Origin of the sequence: Streptomyces antarcticus (genome assembly GCF_026627255.1) — a bacterium.
GTDB classification, from domain to species: domain Bacteria; phylum Actinomycetota; class Actinomycetes; order Streptomycetales; family Streptomycetaceae; genus Streptomyces; species Streptomyces antarcticus.
This window is the reverse complement of record NZ_JAPNLM010000004.1, coordinates 151,643-175,799: the sequence shown is the minus strand read 5'-3', so window position 1 is coordinate 175,799 and position 24,157 is coordinate 151,643. Positions and strand designations below refer to the sequence as shown.

At 74.1% G+C, this 24,157-nt stretch carries 26 protein-coding genes and 1 pseudogene; 6 read left to right on the top strand and 21 right to left on the bottom strand.

The features are described from left to right. Nucleotides 1-50 precede the first annotated feature (50 nt). From OTB16_RS08740 to OTB16_RS08730, 3 genes are all read right to left on the bottom strand, one after another. Nucleotides 51-1,175, bottom strand: a complete 1,125-nt coding sequence (locus OTB16_RS08740) for a YncE family protein (RefSeq protein WP_267719397.1) — start codon at nt 1,173-1,175, stop codon at nt 51-53. Then, nucleotides 1,172-1,789 (bottom strand): ankyrin repeat domain-containing protein, encoded by a 618-nt coding sequence (locus tag OTB16_RS08735; protein ID WP_267719395.1) that lies wholly within the window; start codon nt 1,787-1,789, stop codon nt 1,172-1,174. The genes OTB16_RS08740 and OTB16_RS08735 overlap by 4 nt, the downstream gene beginning before the upstream one ends. Before the next feature lie 197 nt (nt 1,790-1,986). Then, nucleotides 1,987-2,520 carry a GNAT family N-acetyltransferase gene (locus OTB16_RS08730; RefSeq protein ID WP_267719394.1) on the bottom strand — a complete coding sequence of 178 codons (534 nt, stop codon included), beginning with the start codon at nt 2,518-2,520 and terminating at the stop codon, nt 1,987-1,989. A 232-nt stretch (nt 2,521-2,752) separates the two neighbouring features. Between OTB16_RS08730 and OTB16_RS08725 the strand changes: the two are divergent. Further along, nucleotides 2,753-3,517: pseudogene (locus tag OTB16_RS08725) on the top strand (molybdopterin-dependent oxidoreductase); the annotation flags it as partial. An 8-nt stretch (nt 3,518-3,525) separates the two neighbouring features. Here OTB16_RS08725 and OTB16_RS08720 read toward each other — a convergent pair. After that, complete coding sequence (locus OTB16_RS08720; RefSeq protein ID WP_267719393.1) at nt 3,526-4,710, bottom strand: alpha/beta hydrolase family protein; 1,185 nt, start codon at nt 4,708-4,710, stop codon at nt 3,526-3,528. An 88-nt stretch (nt 4,711-4,798) separates the two neighbouring features. Then, nucleotides 4,799-5,779 carry an isopenicillin N synthase family dioxygenase gene (locus tag OTB16_RS08715; protein WP_267719392.1) on the bottom strand — a complete coding sequence of 327 codons (981 nt, stop codon included), beginning with the start codon at nt 5,777-5,779 and terminating at the stop codon, nt 4,799-4,801. Nucleotides 5,780-6,069: 290 nt separating this feature from the next. On the opposite strand from OTB16_RS08715, the gene OTB16_RS08710 reads away from it, so the two are divergent. The 4 genes from OTB16_RS08710 to OTB16_RS08695 all read left to right on the top strand — a co-directional run bounded on the left by OTB16_RS08710 (nt 6,070) and on the right by OTB16_RS08695 (nt 8,507). Then, a complete protein-coding gene (locus OTB16_RS08710; RefSeq protein WP_267719626.1) occupies nt 6,070-6,834 on the top strand; it encodes a VOC family protein in 765 nt (254 codons plus the stop codon). A 76-nt stretch (nt 6,835-6,910) separates the two neighbouring features. Continuing rightward, a complete protein-coding gene (locus tag OTB16_RS08705; protein ID WP_267719391.1) occupies nt 6,911-7,099 on the top strand; it encodes a DUF6381 family protein in 189 nt (62 codons plus the stop codon). A gap of 131 nt (nt 7,100-7,230) precedes the next feature. Continuing rightward, nucleotides 7,231-7,680 (top strand): SRPBCC family protein, encoded by a 450-nt coding sequence (locus OTB16_RS08700; RefSeq protein ID WP_267719390.1) that lies wholly within the window; start codon nt 7,231-7,233, stop codon nt 7,678-7,680. Between the two features lie 5 nt (nt 7,681-7,685). Further along, nucleotides 7,686-8,507 (top strand): DUF1206 domain-containing protein, encoded by an 822-nt coding sequence (locus OTB16_RS08695; RefSeq protein ID WP_267719389.1) that lies wholly within the window; start codon nt 7,686-7,688, stop codon nt 8,505-8,507. 172 nt (nt 8,508-8,679) lie between these two features. Here the strand turns inward: OTB16_RS08695 and OTB16_RS08690 are convergent, their stop codons facing one another. Next, on the bottom strand, nt 8,680-10,203 hold the full coding sequence (locus OTB16_RS08690) for an MFS transporter (protein WP_267719388.1): 1,524 nt from the start codon (nt 10,201-10,203) through the stop codon (nt 8,680-8,682). A 44-nt stretch (nt 10,204-10,247) separates the two neighbouring features. Continuing rightward, nucleotides 10,248-10,817, bottom strand: a complete 570-nt coding sequence (locus tag OTB16_RS08685) for a TetR/AcrR family transcriptional regulator (protein WP_267719387.1) — start codon at nt 10,815-10,817, stop codon at nt 10,248-10,250. Between the two features lie 176 nt (nt 10,818-10,993). On the opposite strand from OTB16_RS08685, the gene OTB16_RS08680 reads away from it, so the two are divergent. Next, entirely contained in the window at nt 10,994-11,506 is a 513-nt protein-coding gene (locus tag OTB16_RS08680) for a DUF6328 family protein (RefSeq protein ID WP_267719386.1), read from the top strand. A 145-nt stretch (nt 11,507-11,651) separates the two neighbouring features. Here OTB16_RS08680 and OTB16_RS08675 read toward each other — a convergent pair whose 3' ends face one another. The 14 genes from OTB16_RS08675 to OTB16_RS08615 all read right to left on the bottom strand — a co-directional run bounded on the left by OTB16_RS08675 (nt 11,652) and on the right by OTB16_RS08615 (nt 24,143). Then, the gene (locus OTB16_RS08675) at nt 11,652-11,894 is read right to left on the bottom strand and encodes a DUF6158 family protein (protein WP_267719385.1); all 243 of its coding nucleotides are present in this window, start codon (nt 11,892-11,894) and stop codon (nt 11,652-11,654) included. A 98-nt stretch (nt 11,895-11,992) separates the two neighbouring features. Next, nucleotides 11,993-13,054, bottom strand: coding sequence for a hydrogenase expression/formation protein HypE (gene hypE / locus OTB16_RS08670; RefSeq protein ID WP_324290786.1), 1,062 nt, complete (start codon nt 13,052-13,054; stop codon nt 11,993-11,995). Then, nucleotides 13,047-14,192, bottom strand: a complete 1,146-nt coding sequence (hypD, locus tag OTB16_RS08665; protein WP_267719384.1) for a hydrogenase formation protein HypD — start codon at nt 14,190-14,192, stop codon at nt 13,047-13,049. The genes hypE and hypD overlap by 8 nt, the downstream gene beginning before the upstream one ends. Further along, nucleotides 14,189-14,521 carry a HypC/HybG/HupF family hydrogenase formation chaperone gene (locus OTB16_RS08660; RefSeq protein ID WP_267719382.1) on the bottom strand — a complete coding sequence of 111 codons (333 nt, stop codon included), beginning with the start codon at nt 14,519-14,521 and terminating at the stop codon, nt 14,189-14,191. Before OTB16_RS08660 ends, hypD begins: the two co-directional genes overlap by 4 nt. Next, nucleotides 14,490-16,913, bottom strand: coding sequence for a carbamoyltransferase HypF (gene hypF / locus OTB16_RS08655; protein WP_267719381.1), 2,424 nt, complete (start codon nt 16,911-16,913; stop codon nt 14,490-14,492). The genes OTB16_RS08660 and hypF overlap by 32 nt, the downstream gene beginning before the upstream one ends. Beyond that, nucleotides 16,913-17,854, bottom strand: coding sequence for a hydrogenase nickel incorporation protein HypB (gene hypB / locus OTB16_RS08650; protein ID WP_267719380.1), 942 nt, complete (start codon nt 17,852-17,854; stop codon nt 16,913-16,915). The genes hypF and hypB overlap by 1 nt, the downstream gene beginning before the upstream one ends. Nucleotides 17,855-17,857: 3 nt before the next feature. After that, nucleotides 17,858-18,253, bottom strand: coding sequence for a hydrogenase maturation nickel metallochaperone HypA (gene hypA, locus OTB16_RS08645; RefSeq protein WP_267719379.1), 396 nt, complete (start codon nt 18,251-18,253; stop codon nt 17,858-17,860). Between the two features lie 115 nt (nt 18,254-18,368). Next, entirely contained in the window at nt 18,369-18,482 is a 114-nt protein-coding gene (locus OTB16_RS39480; protein ID WP_420717650.1) for a DUF6893 family small protein, read from the bottom strand. Further along, entirely contained in the window at nt 18,479-19,012 is a 534-nt protein-coding gene (locus OTB16_RS08640; RefSeq protein ID WP_267719378.1) for a hydrogenase maturation protease, read from the bottom strand. The genes OTB16_RS39480 and OTB16_RS08640 overlap by 4 nt, the downstream gene beginning before the upstream one ends. After that, nucleotides 19,009-20,460, bottom strand: coding sequence for a hypothetical protein (locus OTB16_RS08635; RefSeq protein ID WP_267719377.1), 1,452 nt, complete (start codon nt 20,458-20,460; stop codon nt 19,009-19,011). The genes OTB16_RS08640 and OTB16_RS08635 overlap by 4 nt, the downstream gene beginning before the upstream one ends. Beyond that, nucleotides 20,457-21,161 (bottom strand): DUF6084 family protein, encoded by a 705-nt coding sequence (locus OTB16_RS08630; RefSeq protein WP_267719376.1) that lies wholly within the window; start codon nt 21,159-21,161, stop codon nt 20,457-20,459. Before OTB16_RS08630 ends, OTB16_RS08635 begins: the two co-directional genes overlap by 4 nt. Next, complete coding sequence (locus OTB16_RS08625; protein WP_267719375.1) at nt 21,158-21,826, bottom strand: DUF5947 family protein; 669 nt, start codon at nt 21,824-21,826, stop codon at nt 21,158-21,160. The genes OTB16_RS08630 and OTB16_RS08625 overlap by 4 nt, the downstream gene beginning before the upstream one ends. Continuing rightward, complete coding sequence (locus tag OTB16_RS08620; protein WP_267719374.1) at nt 21,823-22,362, bottom strand: hypothetical protein; 540 nt, start codon at nt 22,360-22,362, stop codon at nt 21,823-21,825. Before OTB16_RS08620 ends, OTB16_RS08625 begins: the two co-directional genes overlap by 4 nt. After that, nucleotides 22,359-24,143, bottom strand: coding sequence for a nickel-dependent hydrogenase large subunit (locus tag OTB16_RS08615; RefSeq protein ID WP_267719373.1), 1,785 nt, complete (start codon nt 24,141-24,143; stop codon nt 22,359-22,361). Before OTB16_RS08615 ends, OTB16_RS08620 begins: the two co-directional genes overlap by 4 nt. Between the last annotated feature and the right edge of the window lie 14 nt (nt 24,144-24,157).

The window sequence follows — 24,157 nt, the reverse complement described above, 5'->3', positions numbered from 1 at the left end:
CGGGACCCCTGCGGTGCGACCCCGCGTCCCGGCCCCCCGCCCGGACCCGCTCACAGCACGGCGACGCCCAGCGGCCGGTCACCCGCGGCCAGGCGGCGGGTGGCGCCCGAGTCCAGGTCGACGACCGTGATGCCGTTCCAGTACCCGTCGCGGGTGAACCCGCCGGTGACGTAGGCGGTCCGGCCGTCCCGCGAGACGGCCACGTCCTCGTGCGGGCCGTCCAGCGGGAACACCCGCTCCGTCCCGTCCGGGGAACGCACCGTCAGCGAGGGTCCCTCGCCGTCGCCGGGCTCCACCGCCCCGGTGCCCACCACCAGGAGCCGTCCGTCCGCCGTCATCGTGGCGCCGTGCTGGTGGGTGTCGGCGGTCATCGGCTCGACGGTGGTACGTCCGGTGCGCGGGTCGACCACCGCGAGCCGCTCGCCCTCGAAGGGGAGCAGCAGCTTCCCGTCGGCCGGGCGGACGGCCGCGTAGTGCGGCTTGAGCCAGGAACCGAGTCCGCCCCCGGTGCCGTAGGGGGCGACCTCGATCCGGCGCGGACGCAGCGAGCCGGCCGGGACGACGGTCACGTCGAAGGAGTCGTGGCCGGTCACGTACACCTCGGCGCCGTCGGGCGACACGTCCACGTCGAAGGGGCGCCGTCCCACGGGGACGACGGCGGTGACCTCGCGCGCCGCCGTGTCGATGACCTCCAGCATGCCCGTGGTGCCGGGCACGTTGACCCCGACGTAGGCGTGCGCGCCGTCGGGCGAGAGCGCGATGCCCATGCCCCCGCCGCGGTACTCGCCGTCGGCGGCCGGGCCGGTGTCCGTGCGGTGGGGGATGCGGGCCAGCCGTTCGCGGGTGCGGGTGTCGACGACGGTGACGCCCTCGGCTGTGGCCACCCAGGCGCGGCCGTCGGCGCCGACGGCCAGCCCGTACGGGGCCCTGCCGACGGGTACGGAGGCCACGGCGCCGCGCACCGGGTCCACGAAGGTGACGGTGCCGGCGCCGAAGTCGGCGGTCAGGAGCGTGCCCGGGGGCGTCGCCGCGGCCGCCGGAAGCGGGGCGGACGCGGAGGGCGCCGGGGCGGAGGGCGCCGGGGCGGCCTCCCCGGGTCCGGCGCAGGCTCCGAGCAGCAGGGCGGCGGCGAGCGCCGCGAGCGCCGTACGGGAGCCTCGTGCGCGGGGGGTCACCGGCCGGTCCCCCGGTCCTCCTGCGCGGCCCGCACGAGGCGGGCCATGCCGTGGAAGCCGCGGCGCACGGCGTGCTCGTACGGGGTGGTCCCGTGGTGGTCGGCCAGCGCGGGGTCGGCGCCGGCCGCGAGCAGCAGCGCGACGACCTCCTCGTGGCGCGGGCCGCCGTCGCCGAGGATGACGGCCTCCAGCAGGGCGGTCCAGCCGAGCCGGTTGACGTGGTCGACGTCGGTGCCGGTCTCCTCCAGCACGGCGCGCACGTAAGCGGTGTGTCCGCGCTCGGCGGCGGGGATGAGGGAGATCCCGCCGAACCGGTTGGGCTGCTTCAGGTCGGGGCCGGCGGGCAGCAGCAGGCGCATCATGCGGACGCTGCCGGTGACCCCGGTGACCAGCCAGGGGCTGTCGGCGCGGGAGTCCGGGGCGTTGGGATCGGCTCCGGCCGCGAGGAGCAGGGCGGCCGCGGCCGTGTGGTCGCCGAGTGCGGCGAGCAGCAGGGGGGTGCGCAGCTGGTCGTCGCGGGCCTCGACGTCGGCGCCCGCGGCGAGCGCCGCGGCGACCGCGGCGGGGTCGCCGCGCCGGGCGGCGTCGAGGAGCGGTCGGTCGTGCGGGTCCATGGGGTTCCTCTCGGCTCCGGGGCGGGAGGGGCCGCCTGCGCCCTTCCTCTCCCCCGGTCCATGGTGGTCCCGCGGCGGGCCCCGGCCGGTCCGCCCGGCGGCCGCAGCCCGAGGGCGGAGCGGACGACCCCGGGGTCATCCGATCGGCCGATGCGCACCGGCCGGCCGTCCTGTCGGGCGCCGGCCGGGGCGTGGGCTCAGGCCTCGTACTCGGTCAGGTCGATGCCGTGGACCTGGAGCAGGTGCCCGTACGCGGGGTGGGTGGTGTCGCGTTCGGCCACCATGCCGAGCTTGCGGATGACGTTCTCGGACTCGTCGTTGCCGGCCCGGTTGATCGCCACGACCCGGTCCAGGCCGCGGTCCTGGAGGGCGAACTCCAGGGTGGCGTGGGCGGCCTCGGAGGCGTAGCCCTGGCCCCAGTACTGGCGGCCGAGGCGCCAGGTGATCTCGACGGCGGGCATGACCTCGGGCAGGTACTCCGGCAGCGAGAGGCCGACGACGCCGATCAGCTCGCCGGAGCCGAGCAGCTCCACGGCGAAGAGGCCGAAGCCCTCCTCGTCCCACTCCTCCTCCATGCGCTCGAGGTCCTCGGCGGTCTCGTCCAGATCGAGGACCGAGCCGTCGCCGATCCACCGCATCACCTCCGCGTCCCCGTTGATCTCGGAAAGGGGGATGAGGTCGTCGTCGTGCCAGCGGCGGAGGATGAGGCGGGGGGTGAGGATCTCGGTCATGCGGCCCATCCTGCCGAACGGCGCTGCGCAGCGGTAATCGGGCCCGGCATTGCGGCCGTGTTGCAGGTTCGTGGCCATCGCGGCGAGAAGGTTCCCGCAGGTGGGGGTGGGCTTCTACGGTCCGTCGGGAATCGCGACCAAGGAGTGTCCCGCCATGCCCCTCGACCTGTCGGACGAGAGCCAGTACGACCGTGCGCGCCTGCGGCAGTGGGCGCGCGGACGCGCCCGCTCCGTGACGGGCACGGCCTGGACCCTCGGCGCGATCGGCGTGGCCCGCTGGCGCGGCGCCCGGCTCTCCGACGTGCTGCGGCGGGCGGGCGTGACCCGAGCGGCCGTCGACGTGCTGCCCCGGGGGCTGGACGACGAGGTGGTCACGAACGGGGTGAACCTGGGGCGGGTGCGGCGTCCGCTGCCGGTGTCGAAGGCCCTGGACGACGTGATCCTGGCGTACGAGATGAACGGCGAGCCGCTGCCGCTCGACCACGGCGGACCGGTCCGGGTGGTGGTTCCGGGCTGGATCGGGATCTCCTCGATCAAGTGGGTCGGGGACATCGAGGTGAGCGCCGAGCCGCTGTACACGCCGTGGAACACGGACCTGTACCGGCTGTTCGGGCCCGGCCAGCCCCCGCAGGGCAGTGCCCCGCTGACCCGGCAGACCCTCAAGAGCGCCTTCGAGCTGGAGGCGGGGGCGACGCTCCCCGTGCACCGTACGCGGCTGCTGACCGGCCGTTCCTGGTCGGGCGCGGCGCCGGTGCACCGGGTGGAGGTCAGCACCGACGGGGGCGCGCGCTGGCAGCGGGCCCGGCTCCACGACGCGCCGCGCCGGGGCGGCTGGGTGCGCTGGTCGCTGCCGTGGACGCCGCGGGCCACGGGTCCGGCCGCGCTGCTGGCGCGGGCCACGGACGCCACCGGGCGGACACAGCCCGCGACGGCGGCCCACAACACGCAGGGCTACCTGTTCGACGCGGTCGTGCGCCACCCGGTGACGGTGGTCTGAGCGGCTGCTCAGGGGGTGTGGAAGCGGACCTCGGGGGCGTCCGCGGCCGGTCCGTCCAGGACGGGCTGCGGCCGGCCGCGCAGGTGCAGGTCGAAGAAGGCTCCGACGTAGCGGCGGGTCAGCTCGACGGAGCGGGCGCCCGGGAACGGGGTCTGCGGGTCGGGCAGGCCCAGCTGGTCGCCGATGGCCGGGAAGTCGGTGAAGGTGAAGTGGCCCGAGCCCGCGAAGGTGATCCAGCGCTTCCAGCCGTCGAGCCGGGGCCAGTCCCGGTCCCAGCTCGCGTCCCCGCCGGGCACCGTGTCGGCGGCCCCGAGCAGCAGGAAGGGGCGGCCGCCGAGCCCGGCCCCGGGGACGGGGGTCATCAGCGAGCCGTCCATGTCGACGCCGGCGCGCACGCGGGGGTCGACGGCCATCGTGGCGGCGGCCGAGGCGCCGCCGATGGAGTGGCCCGCCATGGCGATGCGGCCGGGGTCGATGAGTCCCGCGTGGCGCCAGGCCGGGCTGCGTCCGGTGAGGCGGTCCAGGAGGAACGAGACGTCCCGGGCGCGGTTGTCGGTGACCGCCCGGTAGCCCGCGTCCCCGCCGGTCGTCTCGCACGCCAGGCATTCCAGCACCCGGCCGCCGGGGAAGGCGGTGCCGACGCTCTCGTACGCGTGGTCCACGGCGGCGACGACGTAGCCGCGGGAGGCCAGGTCCTCGGCGAGGGAGGTGAGGGTGGCGCGCGGGACGGTGAACCCGGGAGACAGGACGATCAGCGGATGGCGGCCCCCGACGGGCCGCGCGTCGGTCCGGGAGTGGGCCTTGGTGCCGGCCAGGGTCTCGACGGGGATCACCCCGTCCAGCCCCCGGGAGACGAGCAGCAGCCGGGCCTCGGCGCTGGTGAGATAGCGCACCGGGCCGCCGGTGCCGCGCCGCGCCGGATAGCGCATGGTCACCATCAGCTCGCGCGGCCCGGCCTTCGCCCAGGGGTCGGTGCGGCCGCGGTCCACGAGGTGGAGCGTGTCCTGCCCGACGGCGAAGCGGCCGGTGGGGCGCGGGAGTTCCGGTAACGTCCGGCGGCTCTCGGCCGTGGCCGGGGTGTCGGCGGCCGTGACCGGCGCGTCGGCGGCCGCGGCGGGGCCCCCGGCCACGAGCGGGAGCGGAAGGAGCAGGGCGAGCAGGGCGGCGGCGGAGACCGTACGGCGTCGGTTCATGGGTACGACGCTACTGAGCGGCACCTGCCGGTTCGTCAGCTCGCAGGAGGAGCGGGGCGTCCGACCCGGGTGGGGCACCGGATCCCCCTCAAGTCGTACGCTCCCCGCCGGAGTCGATCGCCCGGAGCTTCTCGCGCAGGTACGCGTGGGAGTCGACGGGGTCGTGCCGGACGCGCCCGATGGGTGCGGGGAGGGACTCGACCGGGGTGTGCGCGTCGCACTCGTAGAAGTAGACGAGGGAGACGAGCTCCTCGGACGGCGCTTCGGGGGGCGGCGGGAGGACCCGGTGGCGGCCGGCGCGCCAGCGGTCGCCGGTCCAGCGGGCCATCAGGTCACCGATGTTGACGGTCAGGGCCGCCGGGTCGTAGGGCGCGTCCTGCCAGCCGTCGGCGTCGGTGTGGACCTGGAGCCCGCCGGCGCCGGGCTCGCGGTCGAGGACGGTGACCGTGCCGAAGTCGGTGTGCGCACCGATGCGGAACTGGCCGGGGAGCGCCGGGCCGACGACCTCGGTGCCGGGGTACCAGTTGATGTTGAACCCCCAGGTGGGGTGCGAGGTGTGACGGGTGAAGTGGTCCCGGTCGAGCCCGAGGGCTTCGGCGAGGAGTTCCAGCAGCTCGTCGGAGAGGGCCCGCATCCGGGACAGGTACGCGGTCACCAGCGGCCGCAGCTCCGGTACCTCGGCCGGCCAGGCGTTGGGCCGGAACCATTCCGCGTCGACGGCGGCCCGGCCGGTGGGGTCCTCCGCCGCCCAGGACCAGGACTCCTTGAGGTCCGGCGGGGAGGGGGCGCCCTCCGCGTAGCTGTTCGCCTCGGCTCCGGGGCCCAGCCAGCCCCGATCGCCGACGGTGACGGCGTACGGCTCCTTCGCGCCGGCCGGCAGCCGGAAGAACGCGCGGGCCGCCTCCCTGATCCGTGCGGGCAGCGAGGGGTCCACCCCGTGCCCGGTGACCAGCAGGAATCCGGCCTCCCGCAGGGCCTGGTCGACGCGGGCCGCCGTACGGGCCCGCGTTTGGGGGCCGCCGGACCGCCACGGTCCGAGATCGATCACGGGAATCCGGGGACCAGCCATGGGACACCTGCCTTCCGCACCGTGCCGGACGTCGTGCGCCTCTGTGCCGGCGGACCGGAACGAGGACCCGCCGGCACCGAGGCTAGCGCCGCCCGCCCGGGTGCGCCGCGTTCCGTGCGCCGCCCGGCCCCGGGTGCCGCGCTCACCGCTGGTGACCGGGCGGTGGCCGCACCCGACCGTGACGACCGTCCGGAATGGGACCAGAATGAGTCCAGGGCCCTTGAGGGACGGAGCGAGCGGTGAGGATTTCTACGAGGGAGGTCTTCGGGGCTCCGTGCTGGGTGAGCCTGATGGCCCGCGACCTCGGCACGTCGCAGCACTTCTACGGCGCCGTCGCCGGCTGGACCTACCGGCACGCCCGGCTCGGCCAGGCCTTCTCGGTCGCCGAGCTGGACGGGGTGCCGGTGGCGGGCATCGGCGCGCTCGCGGCGGACCTGGGGGTCGCGGTGGCGTGGACCCCGTACTTCGCCGTGGACGACGCCGACGTCGCCGTGGACCGCATCCGCGAGCGGACCGGCACCATCGCGGTCGGCCCGGTCTCCTTCGAGTCCGGCGGCCGGGCCGCCCTGGTCGCCGACCCGGAGGGGGCCGTCTTCGGGATCTGGGAGGGCGCCGTCTCCTCCGACTGGCGCGTCGGCCGGGGGCCGGCCCCGGCCTGGCTGGAGCTGCGCACGCGCGACGCGTTCGACGCGGCGATGTTCTACGGCGCGGTGCTGGAGTGGGCCACCGGCCGCGCCGGCTGCTGCGAGGTCTCCTACGAGGACGATCAGGTGGTCCTGCGGCAGGCCGGCGAGCCGGTGGCCCGGCTGGGCAGCGGCCCGGTCGAGAGGGCCGCCTACACCCCCCACACCCGGCCCCGCTGGCACGTGCACTTCCGCGTCCCCCATCTCCGGCCGGCGGTCGAGGCGGCCGCGGCGCTGGGCGGCCGTACCGTCTCCGACGTCACCTCCAACGCCTCGGAGCGGTGGGTCGCGCTGCGTGACCCGGACGGCGCCCTGTTCACCCTCACCACGTCGCTGACCACCAAGCGGGCACAGGAGCATCACGCTCGGTGACGGTTCGAGATGCGCGCGGACGGCCGTGCTGATTCTCTGGTTCCGCCCGCTCTCCCCACGGATCCAAGGAGCGATCATGAGCGATGCAGGCGAGTCCCACGGACGGTCCGGGCAGTTGCGGGCCAAGGCGCAGGAGCTGAACGCGGCGGCCGAGCGGTCCACCGACGCCGACGAGCGGCAGCGGCTGCGCGACAAGGCCCGCCGCCTCCAGGAGCAGAGCGAGCAGGAGAGCCGGATGGACGACCGCGGCATGGACCCGATGTAGAGCGGCGTCCGCGGCATGGACCCCGGGCGCATGGAGCAATCGCGTCCGGGTATCCGCGTGCTCGAAGCGTCCGGCAGGCGGCACCGCTGTTGGAGGCCGCGGACGCACCGGCCACGAGGGAAGGATTCACGATGTCGCACGTCGAGGAGCACGTCGAGGTGAACGTCCCCCTGCGGACGGCCTACAACCAGTGGACGCAGTTCGAGGAGTTCCCCGCCTTCATGGAGGGCGTGGAGCGGATCGAGCAGCGCGGCGAAGCGCTCACGCACTGGGTGACGAACGTGAACGGCGTGGAGCGGGAGTTCGACGCGCGGATCACCGAGCAGCTCCCGGACCGGCGCATCGCGTGGATGACCGTGGACGGCGAGGCCCGCCAGGCCGGCCTCGTCACCTTCGAGCCGGTGGACGCCACCACCACGCGGATCGAGCTGCACATGAACTGGGTCCCCGAGGGTCTCGCGGAGAACGCCGCCGACAAGCTCGGCTTCGTCCAGCGGCAGGTCGCCGGCGACCTCAAGCGCTTCAAGGTGTTCATCGAGACGCGAGGCGTCGAAACCGGCGCCTGGCGCGGCGAGGTCTGAGCGCCATGAGGGGTGGAGTGGCGAGAGAAGGCGTCCGGACCGCGTCCCGGGGCGGTGCGGGCCGGAAGATCGCAGCCCGGGTCGGGCTCATCGCGCGCGGAGTGCTGTACGTACTCGTCGGCGTCCTTGCCGTCCGCATCGCGTTCGGTGAGGGCGGCCAGCAGGCGGACCGCCAGGGCGCGTTGCAGGAACTCGCGGCGAAGCCGTTCGGCGGTTTCCTCGTGTGGGCCGTCGGTATCGGGCTCGTCTGCATGATGCTGTGGCGGCTGTCGGAGGCGGTGTTCGGCGCGGCCGGCCCCGACGGCGGCAAGACCTCCAAGCGGCTGGCGTCCGCCGCGCGGGCCGTCTTCTACGGGGTCATCGCGTTCTCGGTGCTGTCGTTCGCGGCCGGTTCCGGGGGCGAGTCCGGCGACCAGCAGTCGCGGGACATGACGTCGAAGGCGATGGAGCTGCCCGGCGGTCCCTGGTGGGTGGGCGCGGCCGGTCTGGCGATCGGCGTCGCGGGCGTCGTGATCGCCGTCCAGGCGGCGCGGCGCACCTTCCGCAAGCACCTCGCGATGGACGGGGTGTCCCCGAAGGTCCGCAAGACGGTCGACGTCCTCGGCGTCGTGGGCGGGGTGGCCCGCGGCATCGTCTTCGCGGCGGCCGGCGGTTTCGTCGTGTACGCGGCGGTGCGTTTCGACCCCGCGGAGGCGAAGGGCATGGACGACACCCTGCGTGCCCTGACCCAGACACCGGCGGGCCCGTGGCTGCTCGTGGCGGTCGCCGCGGGGCTCGTGCTGTTCGGCGTGTTCTCCTGGGCGATGGCGCGCTGGCGCCGCGTCTGACGACCGCGTGCGGAGGCCGCTGCCGGGACCGTTCGGGGTCCCGGCAGCGGCCTTCGCATGTCGTACGGGGCGGGTCGGAGCAGTACGTTCCACCGCCCGGTGGACTTCAGCGTGCGGGCGGCCTCGGGGTCGCGGACCGAGCGGCGGGGGTGAGCGGGACGCTCCGCTCCCCTCAGTGGTTCTCGGTGGGCTGGAGGTCCCGGGGGATGAGGGACCAGGTGGTGGCCGCCGCGGCGACCGCGAGGACTCCGGCCATCAGGAACGCCGGGGTGATGGCCAGGGTGTAGGCGTGGGAGGCGGTGTCCAGCAGCGCCTGGCCGACGGCGCCGCCGAGCCGTTCGGCGGTGTGGGCGGCCTCGCCGACGGAGTCGCGCGCGGCGGCGGTGCTGGGGCCGTCCAGGCCGAGGGCGGGGAGGTTGCCCCGGTACAGGGCGGCGGCGGTGGAGCCCAGGATGGCGACGCCCATCGCCGAGCCGAGCTCGTAGCAGGTCTCCTCGATGGCGGCGGCGCTGGAGACCTCCTCCGCGGGGGCGGCCGAGATCAGCGTGACCGAGGCCACCGTGGTGGCGAGGCCGGCGCCCAGACCCATGATCGTGAGGGCGGCCGCGAAGGCCGGGTAGCCGAGGTCGGTGAACTGCTGGAAGGTCCAGGGCAGGGCCATCCCGGCCGCCAGGACGACCAGGCCGGCGCCGAGCACGTGGCGGATCGCGAAGCGCTGCATCAGGCTCGGCGCCACCATGGAGGCACAGATGAGGGCGAGCGGGGCCGGCAGCAGGCGCAGTCCGGCCTCCAGCGGGGTGTAGCCCTGGCCGTACTGGAACCACTGGGTGACGAGGAACAGGATCGCGCCCATGCCGACCATGGGCAGGAAGATCGCGGTGGCCGCGACGCTGAAGGCGGGCTTGGCGAACAGCCGCACCTGGAGCAGCGGGTTGTCCAGGCGGAGCTGGCGCCGGACGAAGACGGTCAGTGCCACGGCGGCCAGGAGCAGCAGGGCCCAGGGCAGCGGGTCGGCGACGCCGCTCTTGCCGAGCTGCTTGATGCCGCCCGCGAGGGCGAGCATGCCGACGATGGACTGGCCCACGCCCCACCAGTCCCACGCGCCGGCGGCGCGGGGGGAGCGGGATTCGGGAAGGTAGCGCAGGCCGGCCGCGACGATGACCGCGGCGACGGGGAGGTTGAGCAGGAACGCCGAGTGCCAGCCGTAGTCCTGGACCAGCAGGCCGCCGACGACCGGGCCGAAGGCCATGCCGCCGCCGAAGACGGCCGCCCAGACGGCGAGGGCGAAGGCGCGCTCCTTGGCGTCGGTGAAGACGCTGCGCAGGATCGACAGGGTGGCGGGCATGATGGCGGCGCCGCCTATGCCGAGGAGTGCGCGGGCGGCGATCACGTGCCAGGCCTCGGTGGAGAACACGGCGATCAGGGAGGCGACGGAGAAGATGCCGAAGCCCGTCATGAGGAGTCGCTTGCGCCCCCAGCGGTCACCGAGCGCGCCCGCGGTGACGAGCAGGCCGGACAGGGCGAGCGCGTAGACGTCGATGATCCACAGCTGCTGGACGGCGCCCGGCTGGAGGTCTCCCACGAGGGAGGGGAAGGCCACGTTGAGGATCGTGGTGTCCATGGAGATGAGCAGGAGACTGCCGGAGAGGATCGCCAGGACGATCCACCGGCGGGGGTCCTGCGAGGGGGTGTGCATGGGATTCCGTTCTGGGGTCGTGCACGGGGGTGGGGCGTGGCGGTTCAGGGTGCGGGGGGCGGCACGGCGGGCCGCGTCCCGCCGAGGAAGGACGTCAGGACCAGGCGGCCGATCTCGCGGGGGGCGAGGTGGCCGTCGCGCACGCCTTCGGCGGCCGCGTCGAGCAGCCCCCAGAGCGAGTACCAGATCCAGTAGGGCGGCAGGTCGCCCCGCAGCCGGCCGAGCCGCTGGCCGAGGGCGAGGAAGGCGAGGGCCCGCCGGTCCTGCCGGTCCACGCCGGCCCGGAACTCGGGATCGGCGAGGACGGTGGCGTCCCGTGTGGTGAAGCCGTAGAGGTGCGCGGCCGGCAGCAGCGCGACGACCAGCTCCTCCAGGGCGCCGTCGAAGGCGGCGCCGTCGGCGGAGTCCGGCAGGTCGACCGGGCCGAGGCAGCCGTCGACCACGCGGATCGCCCGGTCCGCGACGGCCTTCAGCAGGGCCTCGCGGGTCGCATAGCGGCGGCTGAGCGTGGCGCGGCTGGTCCCGATGCCCGCGGCGATCTGGACCATCGACGCGCTGTGGTCGCCGGCCAGGACGCGCGCGGCGCCGTCCAGCAGTTCTTCTTCCTGCACCATGATGAGCCTCCTTCGCCTCGAACGATACAAACTTGTCTCACATGAGGCAAGTCCGATCCAAGGCGAGCCGCCCGTGACCGCCGCGCCCGGTTCGGCGGAACCTGCCGGTCAGCGCCCCGCATGACGCGGCGGCGTCGGGGTAGACGCCGAAGCACACTCGGGGAGGGAAGCCACATATGAGGCACCAGAACAGAGACGCGGACGCGGACGAGGTCCCGGGCGACGGCCGGAACGAGACCGCGGTGGAGCGCGCGGACCGGCAGTGGCAGGAGCTGGTCCAGGAGATACGGGTCGCGCAGACGGGCGTGCAGATCCTGTTCGGCTTCCTGCTGACCGTCGTCTTCACCCCGCACTTCCAGGGGCTCGACCAGACGGACAAGACGCTCTACATCATCACGGTGATCCTCGGATCAATGGCCACGGGCGCCCTGATAGGGCCGGTCGCCTTCCACCGCATCGTCTCGGGGCGCCGGATCAAGCCCGAGGCCGTGGCCTGGGCGTCACGGCTCACCTTCGTCGGCATCGTGCTGCTGCTGGCGACACTGACGTTCGCCCTGTTGCTGGTCCTGCGCGTGGCCACGCACAACGCGGTCGTGCCGTGGATCGTCTCCGGGGTGCTGGCCTGGTACCTGCTGTGCTGGTTCGTCCTGCCGCTGTGGGCGCGGGTGCGCTACACCACCAAGGACTGAGCCGGGCGCAGCGACCGGCCCGGCCGGCTGCGGCCCGGCTCCGACCCGGCTGCGACCCGGCTGCGGCCCGGCTCCGACCCGGCTGCGGCCCGGCTCCGACCCGGCTCCGACCCGGCTGCGGCCCGGCCGGCTCCAGTCCCTTCGGCTACTCCCCGGCGTGGCGGGCCCTGGCACCCGAGCGAGTGCGGCCCGCGGTCTGGGCGCGCCGCGGATGACGGCGCACGTACTCGTGCTCCAGCTCGTTCATCCGCTGCGTATGGGTGACCAGCGCGTCGTCGGATCCGTACAGCAGGGTCTCGTGGCGCGTGCGGTGGATGGCCTCCAGCTCCTTCAGGAGCCGGCCCTCCTCCAGGTTCCGCGCCGAGGGACCCCCGTCGTGCTCCGCCATGGCACATGCACCTCCTCCAGGACACCAGCGTAGGACGGCCCGCGCCCCCCGCGCCCGCCCGGCCACTCCGGGACGGCGCGGGGGGCGCGCCCGTACGGTCAGCAGATGCGCGGCAGCTGCTCCCCGATCGGGAGGTCCACCACGCGGGTGCCGCCGAGGCCGGTACGGGCCACGACGAGCCCGGGGTGGGCCTCGACGGCCTCGCCGATGACCCGCGCGTGGCGGCCCAGCGGATGGGCGCGCATGGCGTCCAGGACGGCGTCGGCGTGCTCGCGCGGGACGAAGGCGACGAGCTTGCCCTCGTTGGCCACGTAGAGCGGGTCGAGACCGAGGATCGCGCAGGCGTTCGCCACGGCGGGCGGCACCGGGATCCGGCCCTCCTGGATGACGACGCCCGCACCGGAGGCGGCCGCGATCTCGTTGAGGGAGGCGGCCAGCCCGCCCCGGGTGGGGTCGCGCAGCACGTGCAGGTCCGGGGTGACGGCGAGCATGGCCGCCACCAGGCCGCCGAGCGCCGCGCAGTCGCTCTCGACGTCGACGCCGAACTCCATCCCCTCGCGCACGCTCATGATGGCCACGCCGTGCAGGCCGATCTCGCCGCTCACGATGACGACGTCGCCGGGTACGACCCGCTGGGGGCGCAGGTCCACGCCCTCGGGGATGAGCCCGATCCCCGAGGTGTTGATGTAGACGCCGTCGCCGTGGCCCGCCTCCACCACCTTCGTGTCACCGGTCGCCACTTCCACGCCCGCGGCGCGCGCCGCGGCGCCCAGGGCCTCGGCCACCCGGGCCACGATGGAGATCTCGACGCCCTCCTCCAGGATGAACCCGCACGACAGGTAGGCGGCCCGGGCGCCGCTCATGGCCAGGTCGTTGACCGTACCGTTGACCGCGAGGTCACCGATGCTGCCGCCGGGGAAGAACAGCGGCCGCACCACGTAGGAGTCGGTGGAGAAGGCCAGGCGGGCGCCGCCGAGGGTGACGGCCGCGGAGTCGCCGAGCCGGGACAGCACCTCGCCGCCGAAGGCGGGGGCGAAGAGGTGCTCGACGAGTTCGGCGGAGAGCGCTCCGCCGCCGCCGTGGCCCATCACCACGCGCGGGCGGTCCCGCAGGGGTGCCGGACAGGTCCAGCCGGTGATGTCGAGTGCGGTGTCAGGCAACGGGGCTCGCCTCCAGCGGTGCGACGGTCCCGGGCTGCGGGGCCGGGGTGAGTTCCAGGCGGCGGTACAGGTAGTACGCCGCGCACGCGCCCTCGCTGGAGACCATGGTGGCGCCGAGCGGGTTGCGCGGGGTGCACAGGGTCCCGAACGCCTCGCACTCGTGCGGCTTGAGGAGCCCCTGGAGGACTTCGCCGCTGCGGCACTCGGCCGGCTCCAGCGTCGTGATGCCCGTCACCGAGAAACGGTGCTCGGCGTCGTACTCCCGGTAGCGCTCGGAGAGCCGCCACCCGCTGTCGGGGATGACCCCGATGCCGCGCCAGGCGCGGTCGGTGACCTCGAAGACGTCCTCCAGCATCGCGAGCGCGGCCGGGTTCCCCTCGGGGCGGACGGCCCGCGCGTAGGCGTTGTCGACGGTGTGCTCGCCGCGCTCCAGCTGGTGCACGGCCCGCCGTACGCCTTCGAGGATGTCCAGCGGCTCGAAGCCCGTCACCACGATCGGGACGCGGTGGCGCTCGGCGAGCGCGGGGTACTCCCCCGTGCCCATCACGCTGCACACGTGCCCGGCGGCCAGGAAGCCCTGGACCCGGCAGCTCGGCGACCGCATGATCGCCTCGATCGCGGGTGGCACCCGGACGTGCGAGACGAGCAGGCTGAAGTTGCGGATGCCCAGCTTCCTCGCCTGGTGGACGGTCATGGCGTTGGGCGGGGCCGTGGTCTCGAAGCCGATGCCGAAGAAGACCACCTCGCGCTGCGGGTTCTGCTGGGCGATCTTCAGCGCGTCGAGCGGGGAGTAGACGACGCGTACGTCGCCGCCCTCGCTGCGCACCTGGAAGAGGTCGCGGCCGGTGCCGGGGACGCGCAGCATGTCGCCGAAGGAGCAGAAGATCACGTTCGGGCGGGAGGCGATCTCCAGCGCCTTGTCGATGACCTCCAGCGGGGTGACGCACACCGGGCATCCGGGTCCGTGAATCAACTCCACCAGATCCGGCAGGAGTTGGTCGATCCCGTGCCGGATGATGGTGTGGGTCTGGCCACCGCAGACCTCCATCAGGGCCCACGGGCGGGTGACCGTGGCATGGATGTCGTCGAGCAGCCGGCGGGCGAGCTCGGGGTCCTGGAACTCGTCGATGTACTTCACTGGCGTGCTTCCTCCTGCGCTGCGTCGCCGACGGGGCTGTCGCCGAAGGGCCAGTCACCGCTGGCCTGCGCGGCCTGCTCCCACGGGTCGCCGAACTCCTCCTGCAACATGCCGAGCTGGGCGAACAGTTCGAGCGTCTGCTTGGCCGACTCCTCGTCGAGGCGCTGGAGGGCGAACCCGACGTGGACGATGGCGTACTCGCCGACCTGGAGGTCGGGCAGGTACTCCAGGCACACCTCCTTCTGTACGCCGCCGAAGTCGACGGTGGCCATCCGGGTGCCGTCCTTCTCCCCGATGTCAAGCACTCTGCCGGGTACCGCCAGGCACATGGGGTTCTCCTTGCTGTGGGTGGTGATCCGTGGCGTGGGCCGCCACCATGAGCTGACCGAGGGACAGGCCCCCGTCGCCCGGCGGGACCGTGCTGTGGCGCAGGACCGTGAAGCCGTCGGCGCGCAGGGCGCGGGCACAGGCCGAGGAGAGCAGGGTGTTGGCGAAGACCCCGCCGGTCAGGGCGACGGTGTCGAGGCCGTGGCTCTCGCGGGCGAGGCCGCAGAGGGTGACGACGAGGGCGGCGACGCCGGCATGGAAGCGGGCCGCGATCACGGAACGGGCGACGCCCGCGCGGACGTCGGCCACCACGGCGGCCAGCACGGGTGCCGGGTCGGCGGCGAGCGGGCCCGGTGCGCCCGCGGCGGGCGGGCGCAGCGCGAAGGCGTACCCGGCGGGAGGACCGGACCCCGGACCGGACCCCGGCGCCGACCCCGGACCGGACTGCGGCTCGGGTGCGGCGAGGGCGGCGGACTCCAGCTCGATCGCGGCCTGGGCCTCGTACCCGGCGAGCTGGCAGACGCCCGCCAGGGCGGAGACGGCGTCGAAGAGGCGTCCCATGCTGGAGGTGGGCACGCAGTTAAGGCCACGGTCCAACTGGGTCGCGAGCACGCGCAGTTCGTCGGGCGGGCACGCGGCCGTACAGGGCAGGTCGGCGCTCCAGGCGAGGCCGGCGGCGCGCAGGTGGGACAGGGCCATCCGGTACGGGCGGTGCACGGCGGCGTCGCCGCCCGGCAGGGGCACGTAGGCGAGGTGGGCGAAGCGGGTGTAGCCGGCGTAGTCGGCGAGGAGGAACTCGCCGCCCCAGACGGCGCCGTCGTCGCCGTAGCCGGTGCCGTCGAAGGCGACGCCGATGACGCGCCGGGTACCGTCCAGGCCGTGCTCGGCCATCGCGGAGGCGACGTGGGCGTGGTGGTGCTGGACGCGGACCAGCGGCCGGGCGGCCGCCGCGCCCCGGGCCCACCGGCCGGAGCGGTAGCCGGGGTGCCGGTCGGCGGCGAGGAGCCCGGGGGTGACGCCGGTGATGGACTCCAGCTGGTGTTCGGCGCGCTCGAAGGCGTACTGGGTGGAGAGGTCGGCCATGTCGCCGATGTGGGCGGACAGCCAGGCCCGGCGCCCCTCGCCGAGGCAGAAGGTGTTCTTCAGGTCTCCCCCGGCGGCGAGGACCGCCGGCACCGGGAGCGGGAGGGCGACCGGGAGCGGGGCGTAGCCGCGGGAGCGCCGCAGGGTCAGCGGTTCGCCGTCGCAGACGCGCACCACGGAGTCGTCGCACGGCACGTGGATCGGGCGGTCGTGGGCGAGCCAGGCGTCGGCGAGGCCCACGAGCCGGTCCAGGGCCTCTCCGTCGTCGGTGACGATGGGCTCGCCGGAGAGGTTTCCGCTGGTCATGACGAGCAGGCGGGGGCCGGGAGGATCACCGGGCAGGCCGAGCAGCAGGTGGTGCACAGGGGTGTACGGGAGCATCACGCCGAGGTCGGGGCAGCGCGGGGCCACCTCCTCGGGCAGGGCTCCGGCGGAGTCGGCCCGGCGGCGCAGCAGCACGATGGGCCGTACTCCCCCGGCGAGCAGGGCGCGCTCCGCGGGGCCGAGGTGGACGAGGTGTTCGATGTCGGCGGGGTCGCGGGCCATCAGCGCGAACGGCTTGTCACCCCGGGCCTTGCGGCGGCGCAGCTCGGCCACGGCTCCGGCGTGCGCGGCGTCGCAGGCGAGGTGGTAGCCGCCGAGCCCCTTGACGGCGAGGACCGCCCCCGCGGCCAGCAGGCGACGCGCCTCGGCGACGGGGTCGGCGGCAGGCACCTCGCGGGGCGGGTGTCCGGCGAGGAGCCGCAGCCGGGGCCCGCAGGCCGGGCAGGCGACCGGCTGGGCGTGGAACCGGCGGTCGGCCGGGTCGGCGTACTCGCGGGCGCAGTCGGGGCACATCGGGAAGCGGGCCATGGTGGTGTGGGCGCGGTCGTACGGCAGCCCGGTGACGATGGTGAAGCGGGGCCCGCAGTGCGTGCAGGTGATGAAGGGGTGGCGGTGGCGGCGGTCGGCCGGGTCGGCCAGTTCGGCGAGGCAGTCGGCGCAGGTGGCCACGTCCGGGGAGACGAGCGTACGGGCGGGGCCGCCGGTCCGGGACGCGACGATGGTGAACCCGGCGCCGCCGGAGAGGGGGACCTCGCAGTGGTCGACGGAGTCCACCACGGCCAGCGGGGGCGCGTCCGCGGCGAGCCGGTCACAGAACTCCGAAACGGCCGCCGCGGCGCCCTCGACCTCCGCGACCACGCCCTCGGGGGTGTTGGTGACGTGGCCGGCGAGGCCGAGGCCGGTCGCGCGGGTGTACACGTAGGGCCGGAAGCCGACGCCCTGCACCACCCCGGTGACCGTGACCCGGCGCCGCTGCACCGCCTCCATCAGCGGGTCGGTACCACGGCGGACGGGGCCCCGGGCGGGAACCCGGCGGCCTCGGACGGAACGTGGCCGTGGCCGGCGCGGTGGGTGTGCGAGCCGGTGTGAGGGTGGTCGTGGTCGTGGTCGTGACGGTGGCCGTGGTCATGACCGTCACCGTGGTCATGACCGTGGTCGTGGTCCGGTCCGTGGTCGTGGTCCGGTCCGTGGTCGTGGTCCGGTCCGTGGTCGTGGTCGTGCCCGTGTGCCTCGGCCCGCTGCCGCTGCGCCATCACCGGTGCGTGCGGGGCGGTGCCCCCGGCGACGGCCAGGGCCCGGTCGAGCAGGGCGCCGGCTCCCGCGCCGCGGCGGGCCGAGGTGAACACCACTTCCACACCGGGGTTGACCTGCTGGACGTTGGCCAGGAAGGCCGCCTGGTCGAACTCGACGGCTTCCGCGATGTCGGTCTTGGTCACCACGACGAGGTGGGCGAGTCCGAACGCGGTCGGGTACTTCAGAGGCTTGTCCTCGCCCTCGGTGACCGAAGCGAGCACCACGCGCAGGGATTCCCCGAGGTCGTAGGAGGCCGGGCAGACCAGGTTGCCGACGTTCTCCACGAACAGCAGCCGGGTGTCCCCGGGCAGCCAGCCGTCCAGGTGGCGGCCCAGCATCCCGGCTTCCAGGTGGCAGAGCCCGTCGGTGAGGACCTGCTTGACGGGTACGCCCGAACGCGCCAGCCGCACCGCGTCGTTCTCGGTGGCGAGGTCCGCGGTCAGCGCGGCGACGGGGACCCCGCGCTCACGGGCGAGCAGCAGTTCGCGTTCCAGCAGTTCGGTCTTGCCGCTGCCCGGGCTGGACAGCAGGTTGACGATCACGGTTCCGCGGGCGGCGAGTTCGGCGCGCAGGGTGTGCGCCGCCTCGTCGTTCTTGGCGAGCACCGCCTGTCGTAGATCGACCACTCGGCACATGGTTCAGGCCTCCTCGGGGATCGGTTCGCGGACGGGCGCGCACGCCGGGCCGTCCTCCCAGTGCACGCTGGCGATCTGCAGCTCGCGGCCCGAGAGCAGTTCCACGTCCGACGCGCCGCCGCAGCCGGGGCAGCACAGTTCGGGGGGCATGCCGACGGGCCATTCCCTGTCGCAGGAGCCGCAGCGGGCGCGGGCGGCCACCGTCTCGGCGGTGAGCCGGGCGCCTTCGAGTACCGTTCCGGCACAGGCCAGCTCGAAGCAGAAGGCGAGTGCGTCGGGGACCACGCCCGCCAGTTCTCCGACCTGGAGGCGGACCGCGGTGACGGTGGTCGCCCCCGCGGCCTGCGCCGCTTCTTCCACCTGGCCCACGACGGCCATGGCGATCGACATCTCGTGCATCGGACTCCGTCCTGCCGGGGCTCATTACACCGGCCGGGCGGTGGCGCGACGGGTGGGCACGCCGACGCGCCCCGCGCCCCGTACGCCATTCGGACGCCGGAGCGCGCGCGCCGCGTCACATCCGGCGCATGCGCAGGTAGCGCCGGATGTCCGGGAGGAGCTGCGCCAGGACGGCGACGAGGGCGGCGGCGGCCGTCGCGCCGCCGATGAGGGTCTGGGCCTTCTTCATGGGGTACTCCTCAGTTCGCGGCGGGGCCGGTCGTCTTCGTCCTCGGGGGACTGCGGCCGGAGCAGGTCCAAGAGCATGCGTACGGCCTGCGGCACCGCGGCGGCCACCGGCCCGCTGAGGCCGATGCCCTCCTCGGTGGTGGCCGGTTCGCACCCGACGACGAGCGTCCGCCGGGGCGGGGTGGAGCCGGTGCCCGCGCACAGGGTGCCGAGCAGGGCGAGGACCGTGTCGGGTGACATGTGGTGGCCGTCGAGGGCGGCGCCGCCGGGTTCGACCGGGGCCGCGCCGTCGGGTTCGATGAGGTACAGGGTGCCGGGGGCGCCGCCGCGGGCGGCGGCGTCGACGAGGACGAGCGTGTCGTATCCGTCGAGGAGCTGGTAGGCGAGGTGGACGCCGCGGACGCCGAAGTCGACCACTTCGACGCCGTCGGGCAGCGGGTGCGCGGACAGGGCCCGCACGGTCTCCACGCCGAAGCCGTCGTCTCCGAGGAAGACGTTGCCGATGCCGGCGACCAGGGTCGGGCCGCTCACGCGTCCTCCAGGGGGGTGACCTCGTCGGGCTGGAAGTAGAGGAACCGGCCCTGTTCGCGGCGGATGTCGGCGCCGGGGTCGCCCTCGACGGTGACGGCCAGGTGCACTCCGCCGTCGACGTCGTGCAGGACGGCCTCGACGCGGGCGGCGCGGCCGTGGAGGAACAGGTCCTGGGCGTCGGTGCGCCGCAGGCCGGGGCGGAGCAGCACGCGGCTGCCGACGCCCACCGGGGTGCCGTCGACCAGGGCGTGGTCGGGCACGGGGTCGGCGGTGTCCGCGCCCGCGGGGTCCCACCACGGGGTGTCGGGCCGGAACACCGCGTCCGGGTCGCGGAGTTCACCGGGTTCGCCCGGTTCGGGGCGGTTGAGGTCCACGAGGTCGAGGGCCGGGTCGGGCCCGGTGATCTCGCGGAGCGAGCGGACGGCCCCGTGCAGCCGTTCCAGTACCTCGGGCGGCATGGAGTCGGCCAGGTCGATCACGGCGGCCGCGCGGGCGTCCGTACCGCGGGCCTCGCGTTTCTCCTGGTCGGTGAGGGCCGCGGTGCGCAGGGCGAGGATCTCGTCGATCTCGGTGGAGTCGTACATGGCTCCGGCGCTCTCGGGGGCGATGGCCGGATGGTCCTCGAGGATGATCGGGGAGGACAGGACCACGTCGGCGCGGCCCGGCGCGCCGGCCAGCACGGGCCAGGTGTGCCGGTTGACGCAGGAGGCGACGGCCCCCTTCGCCCATTCCGGCGGGTCGGTCATCGACAGGAAGGTGCCGGTGTCCAGGCCCAGCAGGAGGTGTGCGGCGACCAGTGACCGGGGCAGGGCCGCGTCGCGGTCGGCCGGTCCGGCGGCCTCCGGGGTCCACGGGCTGGTGTTCTCCACCACGGCGGTGAGCTTCACCACCCGGTAAGGGCCGTCGAGTTCGGTGGTGCGCAGCCGTACGGCGCCCTCGACCTGCTCGGTACGCCGCACCAGACGGCCCAGGCACCGGCCGTCGGCGCCGAGGACCGGCTCGGTCTCCTCGCGCGCGGGTCGGCGGAACGGGAGGACGACCTCCCCATCCGCCAACTCCGCGACGGGCACGGTCAGTTCGACCCGCTCCTCGGCACCCTCGTCCCAGGGGACGAGCACGCGGTCGTCGAGGTGCAGCTCGGCGGTGTCCGCGAAGTCTCCGCCTTCCAGGGCCTGCTGCACGGTGCGGCGCTGGGCGTGCAGGAAGCGGAGCTCGACGGCGAGGACGGCCTCGCCCTTGGGTTCCATCAGGATCTCGGTCTGCTGGAGGGCGTGTTCCCGGTGCGCGGGCCCCCAGGCCGGCGGGACCAGGACGCCGAACTGCCAGCGCAGCCGGTTCTTGGCCGCCGAGGCGCGGTACGGGTACAGGACGTAGCCCTCGAAGAGGACGGCGTCGGCGACCTGGCGGGCGGTGTCGAAGCGGGACTCCGGCACGGTCGTGGTGGTCATGGCGCCGTCCTCTCCGTGACGCGGGGAGCGGCGCCGCCCAGCCGGGCCGGGGCCGGCTGCGGCGGCTGCGCGACGACCGCGGCGTCGAGCAGGGCGCGTACGGTCGCCTCCCAGGAGGCGAGCGCGTGCCGCGAGCGGAAGGCCAGCAGGTCGGCCATGGTGTCCCGGGGCAGCTTCAGCCAGCCGCAGCCGGGGAAGTGCTGCTCGACCATCTCGCGCCACACGGCCACGGGCATCCGGTACGCGGCTTCGCGGTCCCAGGGCACGGGCTCGACGCGGAAGCCGCCGGCTCCGGTGAATGCGGTGCCGGAGAACAGCATCAGCAGGGGTGCCTCGCCGTCCTCCAGGGCGCTGAAGTACCGGCTCGCGGCGATGTCCATGTCGTAGGTGCAGGGCACGACGAGGTCGGTCTCGGTCTCGCCGGTGAAGCTGGGCACCATGGCGGTGACGTGGGCGAACTGCACCGGCTGGAGGGTGGTCCCCCAGCGGGAGCGCTCGCCGAACAGGTCGGCGAGGCCCTCGGCCTCGGCGGGGCCGTAGCCGCGCCGGGCCGGTTCGACGCGGATCTGGCAGCGCAGGGCGAGGGCGTGCACCCGGGCCTGCGGGTCGGCGGTGGTGATCCGCAGCCGGAAGACGAGGGTGGGGCCGGCCGCGTAGGCGTCGGCGCGCACGCCGGTGCAGGTGAAGGTGAACTCCGTCATGGCAGCCGGACCCCCTCGGCGCTCTCCGCCGGGACCTTGGCCCGGCGCTCGACCTGTTCGAAGAAGGCCTGCAGCGCGGCGCGGGCCTCGGCGCCGCCGTCGAAGCCCTGCCACAGCAGGCGCATCCGCCCCACCAGCTCGTAGCAGACGTCGATCGGCACCAGATGGCAGGTGGTGCGCCCCTCCGTGCGGTGCAGCAGCAGGGCCTCCACGTCGGGTTCGAGCAGGGCGGCGAGCCGGTTGGTGCCGAGGACGCTCTGCCAGGTCTGCGGGTCCAGCTCGCTCTCGGTGGCCCCGGCCGGGCTCGGGTAGAGCGCGACGAACCGGTCGAGCGCGGCGTTGCGGAAGAAGAACGCGACGCCGACCGGGATCTGGAGGAGTTCCCAGGCCCCGTCGTCGAGCGGCCGGCCGGGGTCGGTGAGGTAGCGGTTCGGGACGGCGCGGTAGCGGCCGGTGGCGGCGCCCGGCCGGTCGAAGAGCAGGGAGCAGGCCGTGCAGGCGCACACGAGCGCCCGCTTCTCGGTCTCGACCAGGTGGCGGTGGCCGTCCTCGGGGACGGCCACCCCGCACAGTTCGCAGCGCTCGGGCCGGGGCGGGCGCGGGCCGGTGAAGCGGCGCAGCCCGCGCGGGCCGCCCGTGCGCGCCGGTGCCGGGTGCCCGTTCACGGCACCTGCGCCGGGGCGGGCGGCCGGGTGGAGATCTGGAGCAGGGCGGGCTGCGGGGCCGCGGCCGGTTCCAGTTCCACCCGGGTGACCTCGGGGGCGAAGCAGGCCAGGGCGTCCTCGACGGCCTGCTGGGCGGCGGCGCCCGTACTGGGGCAGCCGCATCCGCTCCCGGCGGTCCGCGGGCGCAGTCGCAGGACGCCGGTGTCCTCGTCGAACCCGACCAGTTCCGGCGGGTCGGCCGCGGCGTCCAGGGCGCGGGCGATGCGGGTGTGGACGTCCTCGGGGTTGAGGTGGTGCAGGGCGAGCAGGCTCGCGACGAGTTCGTCGTCGAGCAGCCGGGCGAGCGGGGCGTCGCCGACCCGCGCGTCGCCGATCCGCTCGACGACGCGGGCGAGGCCCGCGCCGTAGAAGTCCATGAGGACGCGCACCAGTTCCTCGGCGGCGGCGCAGGCCTCGCGGTCTCCGGTGGCGGCGAGGCGCTCCAGGACCTCCTCGACCCGCTGCCCGGCCTGCCGGGCGTCGACGGCGGCGCTCATCCGCCCAGTCCGCTCAGGCCGGTGGGGACGTGCATCTGCTTGACGGTCTTGCCGGGGCCGACGTACATGTGGACGCCGCAGGGCAGACAGGGGTCGAAGCTGCGCACGGCGCGCATGATGTCGATGCCCTTGAAGTTCTCCGGGGTGTTCTCCTCGAAGATCGGGGTGTTCTGGACGGCGTCCTCGTACGGGCCGGGCGTGCCGAAGGTGTCGCGGGTGGAGGCGTTCCACGGGGTCGGCGGGTAGGGGTGGTAGTTGGCGATCTTGCCGTCGCGGATCACCATGTGGTGCGAGAGCACGCCCCGTACGGCCTCGGTGAAGCCGACTCCCAGGCCCTCGTCCGGGACTTCGAACTTCTCCCAGGTCTGGGTGCGTCCGGCGCGGACCTCGGCGAGGCCCTTCTCGGCGCAGTGCAGGGCGATGGCGGCGGCGTACGCCTGGAAGTACGTGCGGGCGCGGTTGCGCTCCAGCGCGTTGCTCCACTTCGGGATCTTCCACTCGAAGCGGGTCTCGGGCTTCGTCATGGTCCGCGGCAGGGTGATGACGACGCTGTGGCCGGTGGCCTGCACGTAGTCGGTGTGGACGAGCCCGGACAGGGCGGTGGACCACAGGCGGGCGAGGGGGCCGCCGCCGGTGTCGAGGGCGAGGTGGTCCTTGCCGTCGAACCAGCGGGGGGACATCACCCAGCTGTACTTGTCGTCGAAGTTCCGCTTCTGCGGAGCGGGGATGGTGTGCTGGTTCCACGGGTGGCGGGGGTCGACCGGGTTGCCGAGCGGGTCGTGGGTGACGAACTGCTCCTGGCCCTCCCAGTCGTCGTAGTACGAGCTGCCCAGCAGGATGCGGATGCCGAGGTTGATCTCGGTGAGGTCGTTGGTGACCAGCTTCCCGTCCACGATCACGCCCGGGGTGACGAACATCTTCCGTCCCCAGTCGGTCATGTTGGCGTACGTGAAGTCGCAGTGCTCGGGGTCGTTGAGGGCGCCCCAGCAGCCGAGCAGCACGCGCCGCCGGCCGACCTCCTCGTACCCGGGCAGGGCCTCGTAGAAGAAGTCGAAGAGGTCGTCGTGGAGCGGGACCACGCGCTTCATGAACTCGCAGTACCGCATGAGGCGGCTCATGTAGTCCGTGAAGAGCTGGACGGAGGCGATGGTGCCGACGCCGCCCGGGTAGAGGGTGGAGGGGTGCACGTGGCGCCCCTCCATCAGGCAGAACATCTCGCGGGTGTAGCGGCTGACCTGGAGCGCCTCGCGGTAGAACTCGCCCTCGATGGGGTTGAGGGAGCGCATGATGTCGGCAATGGTCTTGAAGCCGTGCTCGCCGGCGTGCGGGGCGGCGGTGCGCTCGGCCAGTTCCAGGACGCCGGGGTTGGTCTCGCGGACCATCTTCTCGCAGTAGTCGACCCCGACCAGGTTCTCCTGGAAGATGTTGTGGTCGAACATGTACTCCGCCGACTCGCCCAGGTTGATGATCCACTCGGCGAGGTGGGGCGGCTTCACCCCGTAGGCCATGTTCTGGGCGTAGACGGAGCACGTGGCGTGGTTGTCACCGCAGATGCCGCAGATGCGGCTGGTGATGAAGTGCGCGTCGCGGGGGTCCTTGCCGCGCATGAACACGCTGTAGCCGCGGAAGACCGAGGAGGTGCTGTAGCACTCCGCGACCTTCTTCTGCTTGAAGTCGATCTTCGTGTGGATGCCGAGGCTGCCCACGATCCGGGTGATCGGATCCCAAGCCATCTCCACCAGGCCGCTGCCGTCTCCGGCCGTGTTCGTCTTCGGTGCCATCGTGTCTGCCGTGA

What these genes read in the sequence shown, in the direction of transcription:
- OTB16_RS08715 (WP_267719392.1), bottom strand. Translation starts at nt 5,779, where the DNA reads ATGGCTGGTCCCCGGATTCCCGTGATCGATCTCGGACCGTGGCGGTCC.
- OTB16_RS08660 (WP_267719382.1), bottom strand. Translation starts at nt 14,521, where the DNA reads ATGTGCCTGGCGGTACCCGGCAGAGTGCTTGACATCGGGGAGAAGGAC.
- OTB16_RS08710 (WP_267719626.1), top strand. Translation starts at nt 6,070, where the DNA reads ATGGCCCGCGACCTCGGCACGTCGCAGCACTTCTACGGCGCCGTCGCC.
- OTB16_RS08730 (WP_267719394.1), bottom strand. Translation starts at nt 2,520, where the DNA reads ATGACCGAGATCCTCACCCCCCGCCTCATCCTCCGCCGCTGGCACGAC.
- OTB16_RS08735 (WP_267719395.1), bottom strand. Translation starts at nt 1,789, where the DNA reads ATGGACCCGCACGACCGACCGCTCCTCGACGCCGCCCGGCGCGGCGAC.
- OTB16_RS08675 (WP_267719385.1), bottom strand. Translation starts at nt 11,894, where the DNA reads ATGGCGGAGCACGACGGGGGTCCCTCGGCGCGGAACCTGGAGGAGGGC.
- OTB16_RS08690 (WP_267719388.1), bottom strand. Translation starts at nt 10,203, where the DNA reads ATGCACACCCCCTCGCAGGACCCCCGCCGGTGGATCGTCCTGGCGATC.
- OTB16_RS08615 (WP_267719373.1), bottom strand. Translation starts at nt 24,143, where the DNA reads ATGGCACCGAAGACGAACACGGCCGGAGACGGCAGCGGCCTGGTGGAG.
- OTB16_RS08705 (WP_267719391.1), top strand. Translation starts at nt 6,911, where the DNA reads ATGAGCGATGCAGGCGAGTCCCACGGACGGTCCGGGCAGTTGCGGGCC.
- OTB16_RS08680 (WP_267719386.1), top strand. Translation starts at nt 10,994, where the DNA reads ATGAGGCACCAGAACAGAGACGCGGACGCGGACGAGGTCCCGGGCGAC.
- OTB16_RS08685 (WP_267719387.1), bottom strand. Translation starts at nt 10,817, where the DNA reads ATGGTGCAGGAAGAAGAACTGCTGGACGGCGCCGCGCGCGTCCTGGCC.
- hypF (WP_267719381.1), bottom strand. Translation starts at nt 16,913, where the DNA reads ATGGAGGCGGTGCAGCGGCGCCGGGTCACGGTCACCGGGGTGGTGCAG.
- OTB16_RS08635 (WP_267719377.1), bottom strand. Translation starts at nt 20,460, where the DNA reads ATGACCACCACGACCGTGCCGGAGTCCCGCTTCGACACCGCCCGCCAG.
- OTB16_RS08700 (WP_267719390.1), top strand. Translation starts at nt 7,231, where the DNA reads ATGTCGCACGTCGAGGAGCACGTCGAGGTGAACGTCCCCCTGCGGACG.
- OTB16_RS08720 (WP_267719393.1), bottom strand. Translation starts at nt 4,710, where the DNA reads ATGAACCGACGCCGTACGGTCTCCGCCGCCGCCCTGCTCGCCCTGCTC.
- OTB16_RS08620 (WP_267719374.1), bottom strand. Translation starts at nt 22,362, where the DNA reads ATGAGCGCCGCCGTCGACGCCCGGCAGGCCGGGCAGCGGGTCGAGGAG.
- OTB16_RS08630 (WP_267719376.1), bottom strand. Translation starts at nt 21,161, where the DNA reads ATGACGGAGTTCACCTTCACCTGCACCGGCGTGCGCGCCGACGCCTAC.
- hypA (WP_267719379.1), bottom strand. Translation starts at nt 18,253, where the DNA reads ATGCACGAGATGTCGATCGCCATGGCCGTCGTGGGCCAGGTGGAAGAA.
- hypB (WP_267719380.1), bottom strand. Translation starts at nt 17,854, where the DNA reads ATGTGCCGAGTGGTCGATCTACGACAGGCGGTGCTCGCCAAGAACGAC.
- OTB16_RS39480 (WP_420717650.1), bottom strand. Translation starts at nt 18,482, where the DNA reads ATGAAGAAGGCCCAGACCCTCATCGGCGGCGCGACGGCCGCCGCCGCC.
- OTB16_RS08695 (WP_267719389.1), top strand. Translation starts at nt 7,686, where the DNA reads ATGAGGGGTGGAGTGGCGAGAGAAGGCGTCCGGACCGCGTCCCGGGGC.